This window comes from Myxococcus sp. AB036A (assembly GCF_006547355.1).
Classification (GTDB): Bacteria; Myxococcota; Myxococcia; order Myxococcales; family Myxococcaceae; genus Myxococcus; species Myxococcus virescens.
In genome coordinates, this window is the sequence record NZ_VHLC01000005.1 from 1 (window position 1) to 21217 (window position 21217).

Genomic DNA, 21217 nt, shown 5'->3' on the forward strand with positions numbered 1-21217 from the left:
GCCCACCACCCGCTTCAACCCACGAACCAGGTCCAACCGCCCCGCCTGGAGCGCGGGCACCAGCCCGAACAGCAGTGTGGTCAGCATGGCCAGTCCCGCGGTGAAGGCCAGCACCGGGCCATCCAGCGACACCTCTTCGATGCGGGGAATGTCCCGAGGCCCCCACGTGGCCAGCGCATCCAGCGCCCACATCGCCACCAGCAGCCCCACGGCCGCGCCCAGCCCCGCAAGCACGCCGCACTCCACCAACAGCTCGCGCGCGATGCGGCCACGGCTCGCGCCCAGGGCGATGCGCACGGAGACTTCCCCCTCACGCGAGGCTGCCCGTGCCAGGAGCAGGTGCGTGAGGTTCGCGCACGCGATGAGCAACACCAAGCCCACCGCGCCCAGCATGAACAGGAGCGACGGACGGACGTTGCCCACCAGCACGTCGCGCAGCGGCTCCACGCGCGCATCCTTGCCCTCGTTCGTCTGGGGGTACTGCCCCGCGAGACGGTGGGCGATGGCGGAGAGCTCGGTGCGCGCGGACTCCAGCGCCACGTCCGGGCCCAGCCGGCCGTACACCTCCAGCCAGTGCGCCCCGCGCCCGTCGGGCTTCGTCATGCCCTCTTCCCAGAGCAGCGGGCTCCACAGCTCCGAGCGAGCGGGGAAGTCGAAGCCCGGCGCCATCACCCCCACCACCGTCCACGGCTCCGGGGCGCCCAGGTTCACCGAGCGCCCCAGCACGGCGGCGCTCCCGCCGAAGCGGCGCTGCCACAGCGCATGGGAAATCACCGCCACCTTCGGAGCGCCGGGCCGGACGTCATCGGGGTGAAGCGCGCGCCCCAACTGCACGCGAGCGCCCAGCATCGGGAAGAAGTCGCCCGTCACCATCCCCGCCTGCACCTTCTCCGGCGAGGTGTCCGCGCTGTCCGCCGCCAGCGTCATCGCCACGGGCGCCACCGCGGACAGACCCTTCAACGTGCGGCTCTGCTCCCGCAGGTCCATGAAGTCCAGCACGGAGGTGGGCCCCGGCCCCTGCGTCCTCAGGCTGTACACGCGCACCAGACGGGCGTCGTCGTGCATGGGCAGCGGCCGCAGCAACACGGCATTCACCACGCTGAAGATGGAGACGTTGGCGCCAATCCCAAGCGCGAGCGTGGCCACCGCGACCAGCGTGAAGGTGGGACTGCCACGAAGCCGGCGCAACGCGAAGCGGAGGTCCTGGCCAAGGGTCATCGTCATGTCCAGGACGCCCGAGCATGCCGCGTGCCACACCCGGCGTACAGGCCATCTGGACGAAGCGAGAAGCCCGGTTGCACGGGAATGGGAATCGGAGTCCCGCATCCGGACATCCCGCGCGCTTCCGCGTGTCGTTTCTCCCACTCCGTCCAGCGGCCGCGGTTATCCCTCCGCCATTCCCGACCGAAGGAGCCGCGATGAGCCCGCACCGAACGAATGAAGCCCTCCAGAAGCTGGGCATTCAACACCCCATCATCCAGGGCCCCTTCGGAGGCGGGCTCTCCACCGAACGACTCGCGGCGGCGGTGTCGAATCTCGGAGGGCTGGGCTCGTATGGGGCGTATCAGCTCCCGCCCGAGGAGCTTGGCCGCGTGGCGGACCGGATTCGGGCGCTGACGGACAAGCCCTTCGCGCTGAACCTCTGGGTCTCCGACCATGACGCGGGAGGAGACGCGCTCAGCCCTGAGGATTTCGACCGCATCTACCGCCTCTTCGAGCCGTACTACCGCGAGCTCGGCGTGGAGAAGCCCGCCATGCCCGAGCGCTTCCACCACCGCTTCGAGGACCAGGTCGAGGCGCTGCTCGAAGCCCGTCCCCCCATCTTCAGCTTCGTGTTCGGCGTGCCCCCCGCCTCGGTCCTGGCGGAGTGTCGGCGCAAGGGCATCCTCACCTCCGGCGCTGCCACCACGCTGGCCGAAGCCGAGGCCCTGGACGCGGCGGGCGTCGACCTCATCGTGGCCACGGGCTTCGAGGCGGGCGGACACCGTCCTTCCTTCCTCGCGCGCGCCGAGGACTCGCTGATGGGGACGCTGGCCCTCACGCCGCTCGTCGCCGACCGCGTGAAGGTGCCCGTCATCGCGGCGGGCGGCATCGCGGATGGCCGAGGCATTCGCGCCGCGCTCACCCTGGGTGCCCAGGCCGCGCAACTGGGAACGGCGTTCCTTGCCTGCGAGGAGTCGGGGACGACGGACGCCCACCGCGAGCTGCTCTTCAGCGACCGCGCGAAGCACACGACCTTGACGAGGTCCTTCACGGGCCGGCTGGCGCGAGGCATGCGCAATCGTTGGACGGAGGAGGTGGCCCATCAACTGTCAGCGCTCGCGCCCTTCCCCATCCAGGGCTGGTTCCTGTCGAAGCTCAAGCCCGCGGCCGTCAAGGCGGGCCGCACGGACCTCGTGTCGCTCTGGGCAGGACAGGCCACGCCCAACCTGCGGCACCGGACCGTGCCCGCCCTGATGGAATCCCTCATCAAGGAACTCTCGGCTTCGTGACGCGGCGCACCCTCCATCCATCCGAGCGCGCGGCAACGGCCCGCACGCCCGGCTGGAGTCCAGGAGGACCGGCGCCACTGACTCTCGTGCCCGCACGGGGATGGCCAACGTGAGGAGACGTCCCCTGCGGGGGCCTTCAAGGAGCCTCGCCCATGACCCAATCGGACACGCCGGTCCGCCTCGACGTCTGGAGCGATTACGTCTGCCCCTTCTGCTACCTCGAGCTTCCCGTCCTCGAGCAGTTACATGCCCGGCTGGGCTCGGCGCTCGACATCCACTGGCGCGCGTTCGAGCTGCGTCCGGTGCCCGAGCGGCCGCTCGCCCCGGTGAGTGAGCCCCCGCGGTCGGCCTGGGCCCGCTCCGTCTACCCGTTGGCCGAGCAGCGGGGCCTGACGATGAAGCCCCCGCCGGTGCAACCGAAGAGCCGGCTGGCGCTCGAAGCCGCCGAGTTCGCCAAGGACGCCGGCGCCTTCTCCCCGTTCCATGAGGCCCTCTTCCGCGCCTTCTTCGCGGACGGCCGGGACATCGGGGACCTGCGCGTGCTGGGGGCGCTGGCGGAGGACGCAGGCATGGACCGCGAGTCCATGACACGCGCACTGGAGGCGGGCCGGTACACCGCGCGCGTGCTCGCCGACGAGGAGGAGGCCCAACGGCTGGGCATCCGCGGCGTCCCGGCCATGCGGCTCTCGGGCAATGGGCCCGTGCTCCTGCTGAACGGCGCTCAGCCGGAAGAGGCCGTTCGCGCCGCCTTCGCGCGCGTCCGGCCGGGCCCCTCCCTGAGTGCCGTGCACTGAGCGCGCGGCCACCGCCGTCCTGGCGGGAGCACTTCGCGCCGAATAGGGTGCCGACATGGAGCACCGCCCGACCCTTGTCTTCGCTGATGGCGCCTGTTCAGGAAACCCTGGCCCGGGTGGCTGGGGGAGCATCATCGTCACGCCCGACGGGCTGGTGACGGAGCTGGGCGGCCACGAGCCGGAGACCACCAACAACCGGATGGAGCTGACGGCCGTGGGCAAGGCCCTGCGCCACCTGGAGCGCGCGCCGGGCCCCATCCACATCCACACGGACTCCACGTATGTGATTCAGGGCGCCACCAAGTGGGCGTTCGGTTGGAGCCGGCGCGGGTGGAAGACGGCCGAGGGCGGCGAGGTCGCCAACGCCATCTATTGGAAACGGCTGATGGCGCTCTTGGCGCAGCGCAAGGAGAACCATGCCGCCGAGGCGGCCGCCGTGGCGTGGTTCTACATCCGGGGCCACGTGGGCGTTCCTGGCAACGAGCGCGTGGACGCCATCGCCGTGGCCTATTCCAAGGGGCGTGACGCGAGGCTCTACACCGGCCCGCTCCACGGCTACGGCGTGGCGGTGCACGACCTGCCGGAGGACATGTCACTGCCTCCAGAGAAGCCCAGGGAACAGCGGGAGGCCGCGGCCAAGGCGTACTCCTACCTGAGTCAGGTGGGCAGCTCCGTGAAGCGCCACGCCTCCTGGGCCGCGTGTGAGCGCCGGGTAAAAGGTGTGTCCGGCGCCCGCTTCAAGAAGACAAAGAACGCGTTGGATGAAGCCAAAGTGCTGGAGGACTGGGGCTTCAAGGGCCAGGACGTCCCGTCGGAAGACTGAGGCAGCCCCTCCAAGCCCATTGCCCCGCCGGTCCATTGCGCCTATGGGTCGGTGCCACTCCCATCCCGCGAGGACGCAGCATGGCTCAAGAGCCTCTCCATATCGCCTCGGAGTTCCCGGCCCCGTCGGTGGAAGACTGGCGCCGGCTCGTGGACAAGGACCTGAAGGGCAAGCCCTTCACCGCGCTCCAGTCACAACTGGAAGGCGGCCTGTCGCTCCAGCCGCTCTACACGCAGCAGGACGCCGCCGTCGCGCCGCCCGAGCCGCCCGGCGTGGCCCCCTACGTGCGCGGCACCCACGCCCTGGGCCTCACCGAGGGTGGATGGGTGGTGTGCCAGGAGTACAGCGAGCCGGACGTGACGCAGGCCGCCGAGGCCATCCGCACGGACCTGGAGCGGGGCGGCTGGGGCGTGTGGCTCCACCTGGGCGACACGCACGGCGTTCGCGTACCGGATGCCGAGGCGCTGCGGCGGCTGCTCGCCCATGCGCCACTGGACACGACGCCCGTCCACCTGGAGCCCGAGTCCGACCCGCTGGCCGCCGCCCAGCACCTGCTCCACGTCGCGGAGCAGACGGGCGTGTCCCGCGCGGCGCTGAAGGGCAGCCTCGGCGTGGATCCGCTCGGCATCCTGGCCCGCACGGGCTCGCTGCCCTTGGGGCTGGACGCGACGCTGTCCCAGGCCGCGCCCCTGGTCACCTCGCTGCGTGAAGCCGCGCCCGGCCTCCGGGTGCTGCTCGTGTCCACGCGCGCCTACGCGGACGCGGGCGCCACGTCGGTGCACGAGCTGGCCTGGGCCATCGCCACGGGCGTGGCGTACCTGCGCGGACTGGAGCGCGCGGGCGTCTCCCCCGACGTCGCGGCGCGCTCCGTCCAGTTCGCCATGTCCGTGGGGGGACAGTTCTTCCCGGAGATTGCCCGGCTGCGCGCGGCGAGGCTCTTGTGGTCCAAGGCCGTGGCGGCATGTGGCGGCTCGCCGGAGGCCCAGGCCATGGTGCTGCACGCACGCACCGCGAGCACCACGAAGACGCAGCGGGACCCGTGGGTGAACATCCTTCGCGCCACCGCGGAGTCCTTCGCCGCCGTCGTCGGTGGCGCGGACAGCGTCAGCACCTCGCCGTTCGACGAAGCCCTGGGCGCGCCCGACGCGTCCGCCCGCCGGCTGGCGCGCAATACGCAGCTCATCCTGCGCGACGAGTCGAGCCTCAACCGCGTCGCCGACCCCGCGGGCGGCAGCTACTACCTGGAGCAGCTCACGCAGGACACCGCCCGCGCGGCGTGGACCGAGCTGCGGCGCATCGAGGCGCTGGGCGGCATGGCGCAAGCGCTCACGAGCGGCGACGTGGCCCGCGTGCTCGCGGAGACGCGCGCGGCGCGTGACAAGGCCGTGCGCACCCGCCGCCTGCCCATTGTCGGCGTGAGTGAGTTCCCCCACCTGGGCGAAACGCCCGTTCAGCGGGCGTCCCGCGCCGAGGCGTCCACGGCGCCCGCGACGTCGGGCCCCCTGCCGCTGCGCCCGGCGCGCGTGGCCGAGCCCTTCGAGGCGCTGCGCGACGCAAGCGACCGCTACCTCGCCGCGCACGGTGCGCGCCCCAAGGCCTTCCTGGCCAGCCTGGGCACGGTGGCCGAACACACCACCCGCTCCACGTGGACGGCCAACGTCCTGGCCGCGGGCGGTATCGAGCCGGCGGACCAGCATGGCTTCGCGGACATCGCGGACGCGGTGGCCCGCTTCCAGGCATCCGGCGCGCCGCTCGCCGTCATCTCCGGGCCGGACGCGCTGTATCCAGAATGGGTGCCCGCGTTGACGGCGGCGCTGAAGTCGAAGGGCGCGCGCGCGGTGGCCGTGGCGGGCCGGCCTGGTGACCATGAGGCCGCCTTCCGCGCGGCCGGCGTGGACGTCTTCTTCTACGCGGGAGCGGACCTGTTCGCGCTCCTGTCCTCACTGCACCAGCAGCTCGGAGTGGCCTGATGCGCCCCCACGTACCGGACTTCTCGGGCATCGACTTCGACGCCCCCGAAACGCACTCCGCCGCGCCCACTCGCGACCAGCAACTGCGTCAGGCCGGCGAGGCCACGCGCAACGCCGAGCGCTGGGACACGCCCGAGGGCATCCCCGTCAAGCCGGTGTACACGCGCGAGGACATGGAGGGCGTGGAGCACCTGGGCTCGCTGCCGGGCCTGCCGCCCTTCGTGCGCGGCCCCTACTCCACCATGTACGTGCAGCAGCCGTGGACGGTGCGGCAGTACGCCGGCTTCTCCACGGCCGAGGCCTCCAACGCCTTCTACCGCCGCAACCTCGCGGCGGGACAGAAGGGCCTGTCCATCGCCTTCGACCTCGCGACGCACCGGGGCTACGACAGCGACCATCCCCGCGTGGCGGGTGACGTGGGCATGGCGGGCGTGGCCATCGACTCCATCAAGGACATGCGCATCCTGTTCGACCGGATTCCGCTCGACCAGATGAGCGTGTCCATGACGATGAACGGGGCCGTGCTCCCGGTGCTGGCGCTCTACGTGGTCGCCGCCGAGGAACAGGGCGTGCGCCCCGAGCAGCTCAGCGGGACCATCCAGAACGACATCCTCAAGGAGTTCATGGTCCGCAACACGTACATCTACCCGCCCGCTCCGTCGATGCGCATCATCGGCGACATCTTCCGCTTCACGGCGGAGAAGATGCCGCGCTTCAACAGCATCAGCATCAGCGGCTACCACATGCAGGAAGCCGGGGCGACGCAGGACCTGGAGCTGGGCTACACGCTGGCGGATGGCGTGGAGTACGTGCGCGCCGGGCTCGCGGCGGGACTGAGCGTGGACGCCTTCGCGCCGCGCCTGTCCTTCTTCTGGGCCATTGGCATGAACTTCTTCATGGAAGTGGCCAAGATGCGCGCCGCCCGCCTGCTCTGGGCGAAGCTCATCAAGGGCTTCTCTCCGAAGACGGACAAGAGCCTGGCGCTGCGCACCCACAGCCAGACGTCGGGATGGAGCCTCACCGCGCAGGACGTCTTCAACAATGTCGTGCGCACCTGCGTGGAGGCCATGGCCGCCACCCAGGGCCACACGCAGAGCCTGCACACCAACTCGCTGGACGAGGCCATCGCGCTGCCCACCGACTTCAGCGCGCGCATCGCCCGCAACACCCAGCTCTATCTCCAGTTGGAGAGCGGCACCACGCGCGTCATCGACCCGTGGGGTGGCAGCTACTACGTGGAGCGCCTCACGCACGAACTGGCGCACAAGGCGTGGGCCCACATCCAGGAGGTCGAGGCGCTGGGTGGCATGACGAAGGCCATCGAGGCCGGCCTGCCCAAGCTGCGCATCGAGGAGGCGGCGGCGCGCACCCAGGCGCGCATCGACTCCGGCCGCCAGGCCATCATCGGCGTGAACAAGTACCCGCCCGAGCGCGAGGACTCCATCGAGATTCTCAAGGTGGACAACTCGGCGGTGCGCGAGGCGCAGATTGCCCGGCTGCGCGAGCTGCGCGCCGAGCGCAACGCGGAGGACGTCCGCCGCAAGCTGGACGCGCTCACCGAGGCGGGACGGCGCGGCGAGGGCAACCTGCTGGCGCTGGCCATCGACGCGGCCCGCGCCAAGGCGACGGTGGGCGAAATCAGCGACGCGCTCGAGAAGGTGTTCGGGCGCTACGAGGCCACGGTGCGCAGCGTGACGGGTGTGTATTCCAGCGAAGCGGGCAAGGACGCCCAGGGAATCATCGACGCGCGCGAGAAGGCGGACGCGTTCCTCGCGCGCTTCGGCCGCCGGCCGCGCATCCTCATCGCGAAGATGGGGCAAGACGGGCATGACCGCGGCCAGAAGGTCATCGCCACCGCGTTCGCGGACCTGGGCTTCGACGTGGACATCGGCCCCCTGTTCCAGACGCCCGAGGAGTCCGCGCGGCAGGCGGTGGAGAACGACGTGCACGTCGTGGGCGCCAGCTCGCTCGCCGCCGGCCACCTGACGCTGGTGCCGCAGCTCAAGCAGGCCCTCAAGGCGCTGGGCCGTGAGGACATCATGGTCGTCGTGGGCGGCGTCATCCCCGCGCAGGACTACGACGCGCTTCGCGCCGCGGGCGCCGCGGCCATCTTCGGCCCCGGCACGGTCATCTCCAAGGCGGCCATCGAGCTGCTCGACAAGCTGGCCGCGTCGCTGGAGGAAGGGGCGTGAAGCTGCTGTCCGCGGACGCGTATGTGGACGGCGTGCGCGCGGGTGACCGCGCCATGCTCGCGCGCACCATCACCCTGGTGGAGAGCGAGCTGCCGCGCCACGCCGCGCTCGCCCAGGAGGTCCTCACGCGGCTGCTCCCCTCCACGGGTGGCAGCCGGCGCGTGGGCATCAGCGGCGTGCCGGGCGTGGGCAAGAGCACCTTCATCGACGCGCTGGGCATGCACCTGGTGAAGGCCGGCAAGCGCGTGGCGGTGCTGGCCATCGACCCGTCCAGCACCGTGTCCGGCGGCAGCATCCTGGGTGACAAGACGCGCATGGCGCGGCTGTCGCGCGAGGAAGCCGCGTACATCCGCCCCAGCCCCTCCAGCGGCACTCTGGGCGGCGTGGCACGCAAGACGCGCGAGACGCTGCTCCTGTGCGAGGCGGCGGGCTTCGACGTGGTGCTGGTAGAGACGGTGGGCGTGGGCCAGTCGGAGACGGTGGTGGCCGACCTGGTGGACTTCTACCTGGTGCTCATGCTGGCGGGCGCCGGGGACGAACTGCAGGGCATCAAGCGCGGCATCCTCGAGGTGGCGGACATGCTCGCCATCAACAAGGCGGACGGCGACAACAAGCCGCGCGCCGAAAGGGCCCGCTCCGAGCTACGCGCCGCGTTGCACCTGATGCGGCCGGGCGCCGAGCCGGAAATCACCACCTGCAGTGCCCTGGAGGGCACCGGCATCGAGAAGCTGTGGACATCCGTCGAGACGCAGCTCGGGCGGAGCGCGGCCTCGGGCGCGATGGAGCGCCGCCGCAAGGCGCAGCAGGTGCAGTGGATGTGGTCCATGGTGCAGGACGGCCTCCGAGCGGCCCTGCGTGCGCACCCCGAGGTGTCCACACTGGTGCCCACGCTGGAGGCGGACGTGCGCGAAGGGCGTGCGACACCGACGTCGGCCGCACTGCGGGTGCTGGGCGCGTTCCTCCCTGAAACGAGGGCCTGACAGCCCGCGTCGAGGAGCGGTCAGTCACGCTCCAATCCCTTGCCTCGACACAAACGGCGCTCTTACTGTACGCGCCGTGCGAAACGTCCAGCAGACACCCGTTCCCCAGCCCTACAAGCCTCGTTTCCACGTCCGCATCGTGACGGCCGCCTCCCTGTTCGACGGGCATGACGCCGCCATCAACGTGATGCGCCGCCTCATGCAGTCCTCGGGCGCGGAAATCATCCACCTGGGGCACAACCGCTCGGTGGCTGAGATTGTCGACTGCGCAATCCAGGAGGACGTGCAGGGCATCGCCATCACGTCCTACCAGGGCGGTCACGTCGAGTTCTTCAAGTACATGATTGACCTGCTGCGCGAGCGGAAGGCCAACATCAAGGTCTTCGGCGGTGGTGGCGGCACCATCCTCCCGTCGGAGATTGAAGAGCTCCACCGCTACGGCGTCACGCGCATCTACTCGCCGGACGATGGGCGGGCCATGGGCCTTCAGGGGATGATTGACGACCTCATCTCCCAGTGCGACTTCGAAAAGCGGCCGGCGGACTTCGCGCCCCTGCTCGACGCGCCCTCGATGCGCGAGCCGTCCCGGATTGCCCCGCTCATCACCATCGCGGAGAACTTCGCGTCCCAGGGCGCGGCCCTGCGCGAGGCCATGTCGCATATCCAGGCCAAGGGCCCGCGCGTGCCCATCCTGGGCATCACCGGCACCGGCGGAGCGGGCAAGTCCAGCCTCGTGGATGAGCTGGTGCGCCGCTTCCTGGCGGACTTCCCGGACAAGACGCTCGCCGTGCTGTCCGTGGACCCGTCCAAGCGCAAGTCCGGCGGCGCGCTCCTGGGCGACCGCATCCGGATGAACGCCATCGACAATCCGCGCGTGTACATGCGCTCGATGGCCACCCGCCAGAGCAACCTCGCCCTGTCCAAGCACGTGGGCGACTCCATCGAAATCTGCAAGGCCGCCGGCTTCGACCTCATCGTGGTGGAGACCTCCGGCATCGGCCAGTCCGACACCGAAATCACCGAGCACTCCGACGTGGCGCTCTACGTGATGACGGCGGAGTACGGCGCGGCGACGCAGCTCGAGAAGATCGACATGCTCGACTTCGCGGACGTCATCGCCATCAACAAGTTCGACAAGCGCGGTTCGCTGGACGCGCTGCGCGACGTGCGCAAGCAGTGGAAGCGCAACCACAACGCCTTCACCACCGCCGATGACGCGGTGCCCGTGTACGGCACCATCGCCTCGCAGTTCAACGACCCGGGGATGAACCAGCTCTACCGGGCCCTCATGGACACCATCTCCACGAAGACGGGCGCGCCGCTCAAGTCCGGCTTCGAGCTCACGCCGGGGATGAGCGAGAAGAAGTGGATCATCCCGCCCGAGCGCACGCGCTACCTGGCGGAAATCGTCGAGGCCTGTGAGTCCTATGACGGCTTCGTGAAGGCCCAGGCCGCCATCGCCCGGCGCATGTACCAGCTCCACGGCACCATCGAGGCGCTGCGCACCAACGTGGGCAGGAAGCGCCTGGAAATCGTCGAGCCCAAGGACCCCTCGGACACGGTGCAGGTCACCGAGCGCGTCGAGGGCGAGCCCGCCTACCTGAGCGAGCTGGTGGAGCTGTACAAGGATTTGGAGTCGCGGCTCCACGCCGACTGCCGCCGGCTCCTGGCTGAGTGGCCCGCGACGAAGCGCCGCTACGCCGCGTCCAAGTACCAGTTCCAGGTCCGCGACAAGGTCATCGAGCTGGACCTGTACGCGGAGACGCTCTCCCACCTGCGCATCCCCAAGATTGCCCTCCCCCGTTATGAGGACTGGGGTGACATCCTCACCTGGCTGCTGCGGGAGAACGCGCCCGGCGCCTTCCCTTTCACCGCGGGCGTCTTCCCGCTCAAGCGCGAGGGCGAGGACCCCGCGCGCATGTTCGCCGGCGAGGGCGGCCCGGAGCGCACCAACAAGCGCTTCCACTACGTGTCACGCGGCCTGCCCGCCAAGCGCCTGTCCACGGCCTTCGACTCGGTGACGCTGTACGGCGAGGACCCGGACCACCGGCCGGACATCTACGGCAAGGTGGGCAACTCGGGCGTGTCCATCGCCAACGTGGACGACGCGAAGAAGCTCTACTCCGGCTTCGACCTGGCGGACCCGTCCACGTCCGTGTCCATGACCATCAACGGCCCCGCGCCGATGCTGCTCGGGTTCTTCCTCAACGCCGCGGTGGACCAGCAGTGCGAGAAGTGGATTCGCGAGAACGGCAAGGTCGACGAGGTCGAGCAGAAGATTGATGCTCTCTACCGCGAGCGCGGCCTGCCGCGGCCCCGCTACCAGGGTGACTTGCCGCAGGGCAACGACGGGCTGGGCCTGCTGTTGCTCGGCGTGTCCGGCGACGAGGTGCTCCCGCGCGACGTCTACGAGCGCATCCGCGCGAAGACGCTCCAGTCGGTGCGCGGCACCGTGCAGGCGGACATCCTGAAGGAGGACCAGGCGCAGAACACCTGCATCTTCTCCACGGAGTTCGCCCTGCGGGTGATGGGCGACATCCAGCAGTACTTCATCGACCAGAAGGTGCGGAACTTCTACTCGGTGTCGATTTCCGGCTACCACATCGCGGAAGCCGGGGCGAACCCCATCTCCCAGCTGGCCTTCACGCTGGCCAACGGCTTCACCTTCGTCGAGTACTACCTGTCGCGGGGCATGGACATCGACGACTTCGCGCCCAACCTCTCGTTCTTCTTCTCGAACGGAATGGACCCGGAGTACGCCGTGCTGGGCCGCGTGGCGCGCCGCATCTGGGCCAAGGCCATCCGGGACAAGTACGGCGGCAATGACCGCTCGCAGAAGCTGAAGTACCACATCCAGACGTCTGGCCGGAGCCTGCACGCGCAGGAGATTGCCTTCAACGACATCCGGACCACGCTGCAGGCGTTGCTCGCGCTCAACGACAACTGCAACTCGTTGCACACCAACGCCTACGACGAGGCCATCACCACGCCCACCGAGGAGAGCGTGCGCCGCGCGCTCGCCATCCAGTTGGTCATCAACAAGGAGTTCGGCCTCTCCAAGAACGAAAACCCCAGCCAGGGTGCGTTCATCATCGAGGAGCTGACCGACCTGGTGGAGGCGGCGGTGCTGGCGGAGTTCCGCGCCATCTCCGAGCGCGGCGGCGTGCTGGGCGCCATGGAGCGCATGTACCAGCGCTCCAAGATTCAGGAAGAGTCCCTCTACTACGAGACGCTGAAGCACGACGGGACGCTGCCCATCATCGGGGTGAATACGTTCCTGGACCCCAAGGGCTCTCCGACGGTGACGCCGCCCGAGGTCATCCGCGCGACGACGGAGGAGAAGAACTACGCCATCACCTCGCGCGACGCCTTCTGGAAGCGGAACGAGGCGACGGCGCCCAAGGCCCTGGAGGCCGTGCGCCGCGCGGCGCTGGACAACGGCAACATCTTCGCCGCGCTGATGGACGCCTGTAAGGTCTGCACGCTCGGCCAGCTCTCCCGCGCGCTGTACGAGGTGGGCGGGCAGTACCGGCGCAACATGTAAGGCTGACGCCGCGTCCCCATCCGGGCGGACGCGGCGATGAAACGCACGGGCCGAGGCGCTTGCCGCGCCTCGGCCTTTTTCATGTCACGACGACGCCGTCTCGAGTGGGAGCCGCGCCGCGGTTCCCGCGGGCCTCAAGGCACCACGGCGTCCGCGGGTGCCGGCAACAGAGGCCCGGCCTTCAGTGCGGACAGCCGCTCCAGCACGTAGTCCAACATGCTCCGTGCCAGCGCGTGCTCGCCCATCACCACCCGGTCCACGCCCAGCGACTCCAGATAGTCCCGCTCCTCGTCGCCATGCGTGCGCACCACCGCGGGAAGGGACGGGTTCACGCCTTTGGCCTGCTCCACGATGGCGCGAGCCTGCAGCGCGTCCGGCGTGGCGACGATGAGGATGGACGCCGTATCCAGGTGCGCGTGCTCCAGGATGCCGGGCACCGCGGCGTCCCCGTAGATGGCGGGCACGCCCTCCTCACGAAGGCGCTCCACGTACTCGCGGTTCTGCTCCACGACCACGAAGGGAATCTTCTGCTCCGCCAGGCTCTGGCCAATCACGCCGCCCACACGCCCGTAGCCAATCAACACCGCGTGCTCGCGCAGCTGCACATCCCCCATGCCAATGGGCAGGTCGGACAGCTCGTCTTCCTCGGGGTCCATGCGCGCGGCGAACCGTGGGTGCCGGCGCAGCCACGCCAGCAGCGGATCAATGGTCTTGAAGACGAGCGGGTTGAGGGTGATGGACAGCAGGGCCCCCGACAACACCAGGCTCTGCCCCTCCTTCGGCAGCAGCCCGAGCGTGACGCCCAACCCCACCAGGATGAATGAGAACTCACCAATCTGCGCCAGGCTCGCGGACACCGTGAGGGCGGTGTTCACCGGGTAGCGGAACGCCAACACGATGAAGAAGGCGGCCAACGACTTGCCCAGGACGATGATGCCCAGCACGGCGAGGACCTCGAGCGGCTGCTTCACCATCACCATCGGGTCGAAGAGCATTCCCACCGACACGAAGAACAGCACCGAGAACGCGTCCTGGAGCGGCAGCGAATCCTCCGCCACCCGGTGGCTGAGCTCCGACTCACTGACCACCACGCCCGCGAAGAAGGCGCCCAGCGCGAAGGAGACGCCGAAGAGCGCGGCGGCCCCGAACGCAATCCCCAGCGACACCGCCAGCACCGACAACGTGAACAGCTCGCGGGAGCCCGTCTTGGCCACCTGGGTCAGCAGCCAGGGCACCAGCCGCGTGCCGGCGACCACCATCAGCGCCACGAAGAGGCACACCTTCCCCAGCGTGAGGGCCAGGGTCCAGATGAGGCTGTCTCCAGCGGCCGCCGTCGCGGCCGTCTGCGTGTCGGCGGAGCCAAGGACGTTGCCCAGCGCGGGGAGGAGGACCAGGGCGAGCACCATCGCCAGGTCCTCCACAATCAGCCAACCCACCGCGATGCGGCCATTCACCGAATCGAGGATGCCCCGCTCCTCCAAGGCGCGCAGCAGCACCACGGTGCTGGCGGTGGATAGCGCCAGGCCGAACACCAGGCCCGCGCCCAGGCTCCAACCCCACCAGTGCGAGACCGCGGTCCCCATCACGGTGGCCGCCGCAATCTGCACGACGGCGCCCGGCACCGCGATATTGCGCACGGCGAGCAGGTCCTTGATGGAGAAATGAATCCCCACGCCGAACATCAGCAGGATGACGCCAATCTCCGCCAGCTGACCGGCAAGGCCCCCATCCGCGACGAAGCCTGGCGTGAACGGCCCTACGGCCACGCCCGCCAGGAGATAGCCCACCAAAGGTGGCAGCTTCAGCCAGCGTGCGACGAACCCACCAACGAAGGCCAGTCCGAGTCCAACTGCGATGGTGGCGATGAGCGTGGTGTCGTGAGGCACGGCGGAATCTCCCTGGGCGCTACGCGGAAGGGTAGGAAAAAGCGGCGCAGCGAGGAATCCGGCCCTTGGGGGGCGGAACCCTCGAACACCTATCGAGCATGGGTGGTCTTGAGCGGACGCTCGTGCTGATGCAGTGAGATTCCGCCGGGCGGGAATCTACTACGGCGCGAGCTTGTTCCCAACCCTCATCCGCACGCAGAAAGTGATGGGCCCGCCAAGCATCACTTCGAGTACGCAGCGCACCATGCCACCCCATGGGCAGTGCGTCGGTGCGACCCCAGGTTGAGGGAAGAGCACATCCCTGCGGAGGTCCCCCATGCGTGCTCCCCTGCCCTATGTCTTGATGTTGGCCCTGGCGGTCGCCGGCACGTCCGCCGCTGCCGCGGAGCACTCGGCCCCGACCCTGGATTCCCTGGCAGACGGCGCGTTGCTGCTCGACGGGCTGGGGACGCACGAACGCCAGGTCACCACGGCCTCCCCCCAGGCCCAGGCCTTCTTCAACCAAGGCCTGCGGCTGGCGTATGGCTTCAACCACGACGAGGCCGCACGCTCGTTCGCCCGAGCCGCGCAGTTGGACCCCACCTGCGCCATGTGTTTCTGGGGCGTCGCGCTGGTGCTGGGCCCCAACTACAACATGCCCATGCTGGCGGAGAGTGCGCCCGCCGCCTGGGACGCCCTCCAACGCGCTCGGCAGCTCGCCCCCCGTACGACGCCGGTGGAGCAGGCCCTCATCACCGCGCTCGTCCAGCGCTACCCCGGCCCGGAGGCCCTGCCACCGGAGAAGATGGCCCCCTTCAACGCGGCCTATGCCAGCGCCATGGCGGACGTGGCCGCGCGCTACCCGGAGGACCTGGACGTGCAGACGCTCCATGCCGAGGCCCTCATGGACCAGAATCCCTGGAAGCTGTGGTCGCTGGACGGGGCGCCGGCTCCGGGCACGGAGCAGATTGTCGCCACGCTGGAGTCCGTGCTCAGCCGGGACCCCCACCACCTGGGCGCGAACCACTATTACATCCACGCGGTGGAGGCCTCGCCGAACCCGGAGAAGGCGGAGCCTTCCGCGGACCGGCTGGGCGCGCTGGCGCCGAAAGCGGGGCACATCGTCCACATGCCGGCCCACATCTACCAGCGCGTGGGCCGCTACGCGGATGCCTCGGAAAGCAATCGGAAGGCGGCGGCGGCGGACCTGGCCTACCAGAAGCAGGCGAAGCCGCGCGGCCACGTCTACCCCATGTACACGTCCCACAACTTCGGCTTCCTGGCGTACTCCGCGTCCATGGAGGGGCGGAAGCAGGAGACGTTGGAGGCGGCCCGGGCGTCGGCGAAACACTTCCCGCCGGAGCTGCTCACGATGATGCCGGGCATGGACTTCTTCGTGGCCCAGCCGCTGTTCGCCATGGTGCGCTTCGGGAACTGGGAGGGCCTCCTCGCCGAGCCCCGCCCGAACCCGAAGTACCCCGTCCAGACGGGCCTCTGGCTCCACGCGCACGGCATGGCGCTGGCGGCCACCGGGCGGCTGCCACAAGCCCGCGCGGAGCTGGCCGAGCTGCGACAACTGGCCCGCACCGTGCCTCCGACCCTGGCCGCGAACCTCAACACCGCGAAGGACGTGCTGGGCGTCGCCGTGCGCGTGTTGGAGGCCCGCGTGGCCCAGGCCGAGGGCCGGCCCCAGGCCCTGGCGCTGTGGCGGGAAGCCGTCGACGCCGCGGACCGGCTCTCCTACGCCGAGCCCGCGGACTGGTTCTATCCGGTGCGCCACTACCAGGGCGCCGCGCTGCTGGAGGCCGGGCGCAGTCAGGAAGCGGAGGCCGTCTACCGCGAGGACCTGCGGCGCAACCCGAAGAATGGCTGGGGCCTGTTCGGCTTGACGCAGTCGCTCGAAGCACAGGGACGCCATGAGGAGGCGGCTCGCACCCGCGCCGCTTTCGAGAAGGCCTGGGCGCGCGCGGACTTTCCGCTCACGACGACCGCGCCCTGATGGCAAGGGACACCGCCTGACACCCCGCCGCACCCGGAACGAGGCCCGGGTTGCACGAGGCTCCGCATGGGGATAGGGAAGCAGGCCTCGTATGTCTGCGACCGCGGAGCTGCTCGATGCCGTCCGGGAGGAAGCGCGCCCGGACACCTGGTCTGCCGGCACGACGCTCGCTCGCGCGGGCGCCGTCTCGGTGCAGTCCGTGGATGAGGAAGAGGCCGTGCTGCGGGTGCGCGTGCCCAGCCGGCCCGCCCCCGTGAAGACGGTGCTCTACCTGGATGAGGCCATCTGGGAGTGCGACTGCCGCGGCCGGGTGGACCCCTGCGAGCACGTGGTCGCGGCGGCGCTGATTCTCCACCAGCATGCCACGGCGCGGCGTGCCCCCGCGCAGCGTCCGGCCGCCCCCGCCGCGCGCCCAGGTGCGAACACCGTCACCAGGCCCAGCGCATCCGCGGCTGGCGCGCCGAAGCCGGAGCGCATGGTGTACCGGTTCAAGCGCGTGGACGGCGGGCTCCAGTTGGAGCGGCTGGTGGTGCGTCCGGACAACACCGCGCGACTGCTGGCTCGCAGCCTGGCCTCGCTGCTCACCAATCCCGTGGAGGCCGCTCGCATCCAGACGCAGCCGTGCGACCTGCTCGCGGACAAGCTGCTGCTGAAGCCCACCCGGGGCGCGCTGCCACCCGAGCGGCTCAACGCGCTGCTGCGCGTCCTGGAGCCCGCGCGCACCGTGCTCTTCGACGGCGCCTTGGTGTCGGTGACGAGCGAGCCCCTCATGCCCCGCGTCACCGTGGAGGACCGCGGTGAGAACACGGTGCTCAAGGTGGAGAAGGACCCGCGCGTCACCGAGGTGGTGAGCCCCGGCCTCGCGCTGTGCAGCGGGACGCTCTGTCCCCTGGGGGAGCAGGGCCTCACGGGCGCGTGGCTGGAGAAGCTGCCGCAGGAGCGCGCCTTCGCGCCCCACCAGATGGGAGACCTGACGGGCAAGGTGCTGCCCGACATCGCGCGGCGCATGCCGGTGGATGTGCGAAGTCAACGGCTGCCGCCCATCGACCGCACGCTGAAGCCTCGCATCTCCCTGGAGCTGAACCAGCTCGACACCGGCCTCTCCGTGCTGCCGACGCTGGTGTATGGCTCGCCGCCGACCGTGCGCATCGACAGCGGACGCATGGTGTACCTGAAGGGCGCCGCGCCCGTGCGCGACGAGGCCGCCGAGCAGATGCTCATCCACCAGCTCCGCGACGAGCTGAACATGGCTCCCGGGCGGCGCGTCACGGTGCAGGGGAAGGAAGCCGTCCAGCTCGCCGACAAGCTGCGGCGCTGGCGCGGGGGCCTCACGGGGGATGGCGCGGCGGTGGTGACGAACCCGAACGTGCAACTGCGCCCGGTACTCAAGGTGGACACGGGCGCCGTCACCGAGGGCGTGCCGCACGTGGGCTTCTCCTTCGACTTCCAGGTGGAGGGCGAGGACCGGGAGTCACCCCGCTCCGTGGATGCGGCGGCGGTCATGCGGGCCTGGGAAGAAGGGCTCGGGTTGGTGCCGTTGGAAGGTGGCGGCTGGGCGCCCCTGCCCGCGGAGTGGCTGAAGTCCCATGGCCAGCGCGTGGCGGACCTGCTGTCCGCGCGAGGCCGGGATGGCCGGCTCGCCAACCACGCCATTCCGCAGCTCACCGGCCTGTGTGAAGCGCTGGAGCACCCCTCCCCGCCGGGCCTGGAGCGGCTGGCGCCCCTGGTGAAGGGCTTCGAGAAACTTCCCGAGCCGCAGCTACCAGAAGACCTCACGGCGACGCTGCGCGCGTATCAGCTCCAGGGCGTGAGCTGGCTCACCTTCCTCCGGCAGGCGGGGCTGGGCGGCGTGCTCGCGGACGACATGGGCCTGGGCAAGACGCTGCAGACCATCTGCACGCTGGGCCCGGGCACCCTGGTGGTGGCGCCCACGAGCGTCCTGCCCAACTGGGAAGCGGAGGTGAAGCGCTTCCGTCCCTCGCTGAAGGTCTCCGTGTACCACGGCCCCGGACGCGCGCTGGATGAGTCGGCCGACGTGACGCTGACGACGTATGCCCTGATGCGCCTGGACGCGGAGGTCCTGGGCGCTAAGCAGTGGAGCACCGTCGTGCTGGACGAGGCCCAGGCCATCAAGAATCCAGACAGCCAGGTGGCGCGAGCCGCGTATGGATTGCAGGCGGACTTCAAGCTGGCGCTGAGTGGCACGCCCATCGAGAACCGGCTGGAGGAGCTCTGGAGCCTGATGCACTTCACCAACCAGGGCCTGCTCGGCGGACGGAAGGACTTCGAGGAGCGCTGGGCGCGGCCGGTCGCGGACAACCACAAGGGCGCGGCGGAACGGCTGCGGGCGCGCATCCGGCCCTTCATCCTGCGCAGGCTCAAGCGGGACGTGGCGCCGGAGCTGCCGCCCCGGACCGACGCCGTGCGCCACGTGACGCTCACGGAGCGCGAGCGCGCCGTCTACGACGCCGTCTACGCGGCGACGCGCGAGGAAGTGGTGTCGCAGCTCGAGGCGGGCGGCAGCGTGTTGAAGGCCTTGGAGGCCCTGCTACGGCTGCGGCAGGCGGCGTGCCACCCTGCCCTCGTGCCGGGCCAGCAGGCGAAGACCTCGTCCAAGGTGCAGGCCCTGGTGGAGGCGCTGGGCACGGCGGTGGAGGACGGGCACAAGGCGCTCGTCTTCTCACAGTGGACGTCGATGCTGGACCTCATCGAGCCCGCGCTCCAGGAAGCGGGCATCGGCTTCATCCGGCTGGATGGCAGCACGGCGAACCGAGGCGCGGTGGCAGCGTCCTTCCAGGACCCGAAGGGCCCACCGGTGATGTTGATTTCCCTCAAGGCGGGCGCAACAGGGCTCAACCTCACGGCGGCGGACCACGTCTTCCTCGTGGACCCGTGGTGGAACCCGTCCGTGGAAGCACAGGCCGCGGACCGCGCGCACCGCATCGGTCAGCAGCGGCCCGTCATGGTGTACCGGCTGGTGTCCCAGGGGACGGTGGAGGAGAAGATCCTCACGCTCCAGGCGAAGAAGCGGGAGTTGTTCGAGGCCGCGCTCGGCGGCGGCTCCGGAGCCACCGCGCTTACGCGTGCGGACCTGATGCAACTCCTCGAGTAGCCGCCGCAACTCCCCGGATGCCGGCATCCACCGGGGGCGCGACCTTCTCCAACCGTGTCGGCAAGCCCGACACCGTTATCGCCCCCTCGTGTTCAACCGCCCGCGGGGCGCATCGTGAAGGACACGGCCTCCGTGCCGAGCATGTACTCGTCACCGTCCGAGACCTGCTGCCGTGTGATTCGCTCGTTGTTGAACCAGGTTCCGTTCGAGGAGTTGAGGTCCTCGATGAAGACGTCGTCCCCCACCCGCGTCACGACGGCGTGCTCGCGCGAGACACGCTCCGACTTCACGACGAGGCCGCAACGGGGGCCCCGGCCAATCGTGAAGCGCTCCGTGGAGACGGCCACCGGCGCGCCTTGTGCCCACTGGACGAAGACCTCCAGCGGCGCGGGAGCCTTCACGATGTTGGTCGTCTCCGCCGACTGGTCCTCCAGAATCGTCGCGGCTTCGTCAGGTGGACGGATCTTCGGCACAGGACGCGCCACCAGTGGACGTGCCGCAATCGGCGTCGCGACGGGTGCCTCCGCCTTGGCAGGCTCCGAGGGCTCATCCCCGATGCCCAGTGCCGCAAGCTCCGCGGCAATGTCGTCACTGGACACATCCCCCTTCACGCCGCTGCCCGCCGGTACCTCAGCCTCATCGTCCGACGCAGCTTCTTCGGACTCCGAGTTGTCTGAGTCTTCGGCGGACTCCGCGTCCGAGCCGTCCTCCTCCGCATCCTCATCGGACGCATCGTCTTCCGAGTCCTCATCCGAAGAATCGTCGGAATCCTCATCGTCAGCGTCGTCAGACTCCTCGTCATCGGAGTCGTCGGAATCCTCATCGTCGGCGTCGTCTGACTCCTCGTCATCGGAGTCGTCGGAATCCTCATCGTCGGAGTCGTCTGATTGCGCGGCCAGCCCCTCCGACGGCTGCACGGATGCCTCGACCTCCGCGAGAATCTCCTGCATTCGCGCGAGCACCAGCTCAGGGGAATTCACCTGCGCCACGGACGATGGCACCGAGGTGACGCCAGAAGGTTCCGTCGCGAGCTCCTCCGTCGCGTCGTCCGCCGAGAAGGCGCCCACGGCCGGGGCAGCCGGAGCCGCCGTATCCGCCACCCCTGCCGCGGCAGGCACCGACTCCTGCGCGCCGGCCCCAGAATTGACGGGCTGCTGCACAGCTACTGCCACCGGTTCGGGGACCGGAGGCGCGACCACGCTCGACGCCGCCACCGGTGCAGCGGCCTGGACCACGGGCTCCGCAGCCGTCACGAGCCCACCGGCCACCTGCGCCTCCCCGCCCAGCGACACCACGGTGGGGGACACGTAGCCATTCTGGCGCGCGAGTTGGAACAGGGCCTGCGCCACCAGCGCATCCCGGTCCACGCCCATGTCGCGGCTCATCAATTCCAGCGCCCGCCACAGGGGCTCGGAGACTTCAATCGTCTGACGAATCCGCTTCATG

The 21217-nt window shown here is 69.9% G+C and carries 12 protein-coding genes; 9 read left to right on the forward strand and 3 right to left on the reverse strand.

Features of this window, described 5'->3' with window-relative positions:
- Positions 1-1224 (reverse strand): ABC transporter permease (locus FL344_RS03185; RefSeq protein ID WP_228564738.1); only part of this gene is annotated, 1224 nt, incomplete at its 3' end.
- A 194-nt stretch (positions 1225-1418) separates the two neighbouring features.
- Here FL344_RS03185 and FL344_RS03190 point away from each other — a divergent pair.
- The 7 genes from FL344_RS03190 (at position 1419) to FL344_RS03220 (ending at position 12795) form a co-directional block, all read left to right on the forward strand.
- Positions 1419-2492 (forward strand): nitronate monooxygenase family protein, encoded by a 1074-nt coding sequence (locus FL344_RS03190; protein ID WP_141617472.1) that lies wholly within the window; start codon positions 1419-1421, stop codon positions 2490-2492.
- 152 nt (positions 2493-2644) lie between these two features.
- Complete coding sequence (locus FL344_RS03195; RefSeq protein WP_141617473.1) at positions 2645-3286, forward strand: DsbA family protein; 642 nt, start codon at positions 2645-2647, stop codon at positions 3284-3286.
- Positions 3287-3341: 55 nt separating this feature from the next.
- The gene (locus tag FL344_RS03200; protein ID WP_141589431.1) at positions 3342-4109 is read left to right on the forward strand and encodes an RNase H family protein; all 768 of its coding nucleotides are present in this window, start codon (positions 3342-3344) and stop codon (positions 4107-4109) included.
- Positions 4110-4189: 80 nt separating this feature from the next.
- Positions 4190-6079: a methylmalonyl-CoA mutase family protein gene (locus tag FL344_RS03205; RefSeq protein ID WP_141617474.1), complete on the forward strand. Its 1890-nt coding sequence runs from the start codon at positions 4190-4192 to the stop codon at positions 6077-6079.
- Complete coding sequence (gene scpA / locus FL344_RS03210; protein WP_141617475.1) at positions 6079-8271, forward strand: methylmalonyl-CoA mutase; 2193 nt, start codon at positions 6079-6081, stop codon at positions 8269-8271. The genes FL344_RS03205 and scpA overlap by 1 nt, the downstream gene beginning before the upstream one ends.
- Positions 8268-9251 carry a methylmalonyl Co-A mutase-associated GTPase MeaB gene (meaB, locus tag FL344_RS03215; RefSeq protein WP_141617476.1) on the forward strand — a complete coding sequence of 328 codons (984 nt, stop codon included), beginning with the start codon at positions 8268-8270 and terminating at the stop codon, positions 9249-9251. Before scpA ends, meaB begins: the two co-directional genes overlap by 4 nt.
- A gap of 76 nt (positions 9252-9327) precedes the next feature.
- Positions 9328-12795 (forward strand): methylmalonyl-CoA mutase family protein, encoded by a 3468-nt coding sequence (locus tag FL344_RS03220; protein ID WP_141617477.1) that lies wholly within the window; start codon positions 9328-9330, stop codon positions 12793-12795.
- Between the two features lie 134 nt (positions 12796-12929).
- Here FL344_RS03220 and ybaL read toward each other — a convergent pair whose 3' ends face one another.
- On the reverse strand, positions 12930-14681 hold the full coding sequence (ybaL, locus tag FL344_RS03225) for a YbaL family putative K(+) efflux transporter (RefSeq protein ID WP_141589426.1): 1752 nt from the start codon (positions 14679-14681) through the stop codon (positions 12930-12932).
- A gap of 316 nt (positions 14682-14997) precedes the next feature.
- Between ybaL and FL344_RS03230 the strand changes: the two genes are divergently transcribed.
- Positions 14998-16659, forward strand: coding sequence for a hypothetical protein (locus tag FL344_RS03230; protein WP_228564739.1), 1662 nt, complete (start codon positions 14998-15000; stop codon positions 16657-16659).
- Between the two features lie 91 nt (positions 16660-16750).
- On the forward strand, positions 16751-19771 hold the full coding sequence (locus tag FL344_RS03235) for a DEAD/DEAH box helicase (RefSeq protein ID WP_141617478.1): 3021 nt from the start codon (positions 16751-16753) through the stop codon (positions 19769-19771).
- Positions 19772-19863: 92 nt separating this feature from the next.
- On the opposite strand, the gene FL344_RS03240 is transcribed toward FL344_RS03235, so the two are convergent.
- Positions 19864-21216: an FHA domain-containing protein gene (locus FL344_RS03240; protein WP_141617479.1), complete on the reverse strand. Its 1353-nt coding sequence runs from the start codon at positions 21214-21216 to the stop codon at positions 19864-19866.
- Position 21217: the final 1 nt, after the last annotated feature.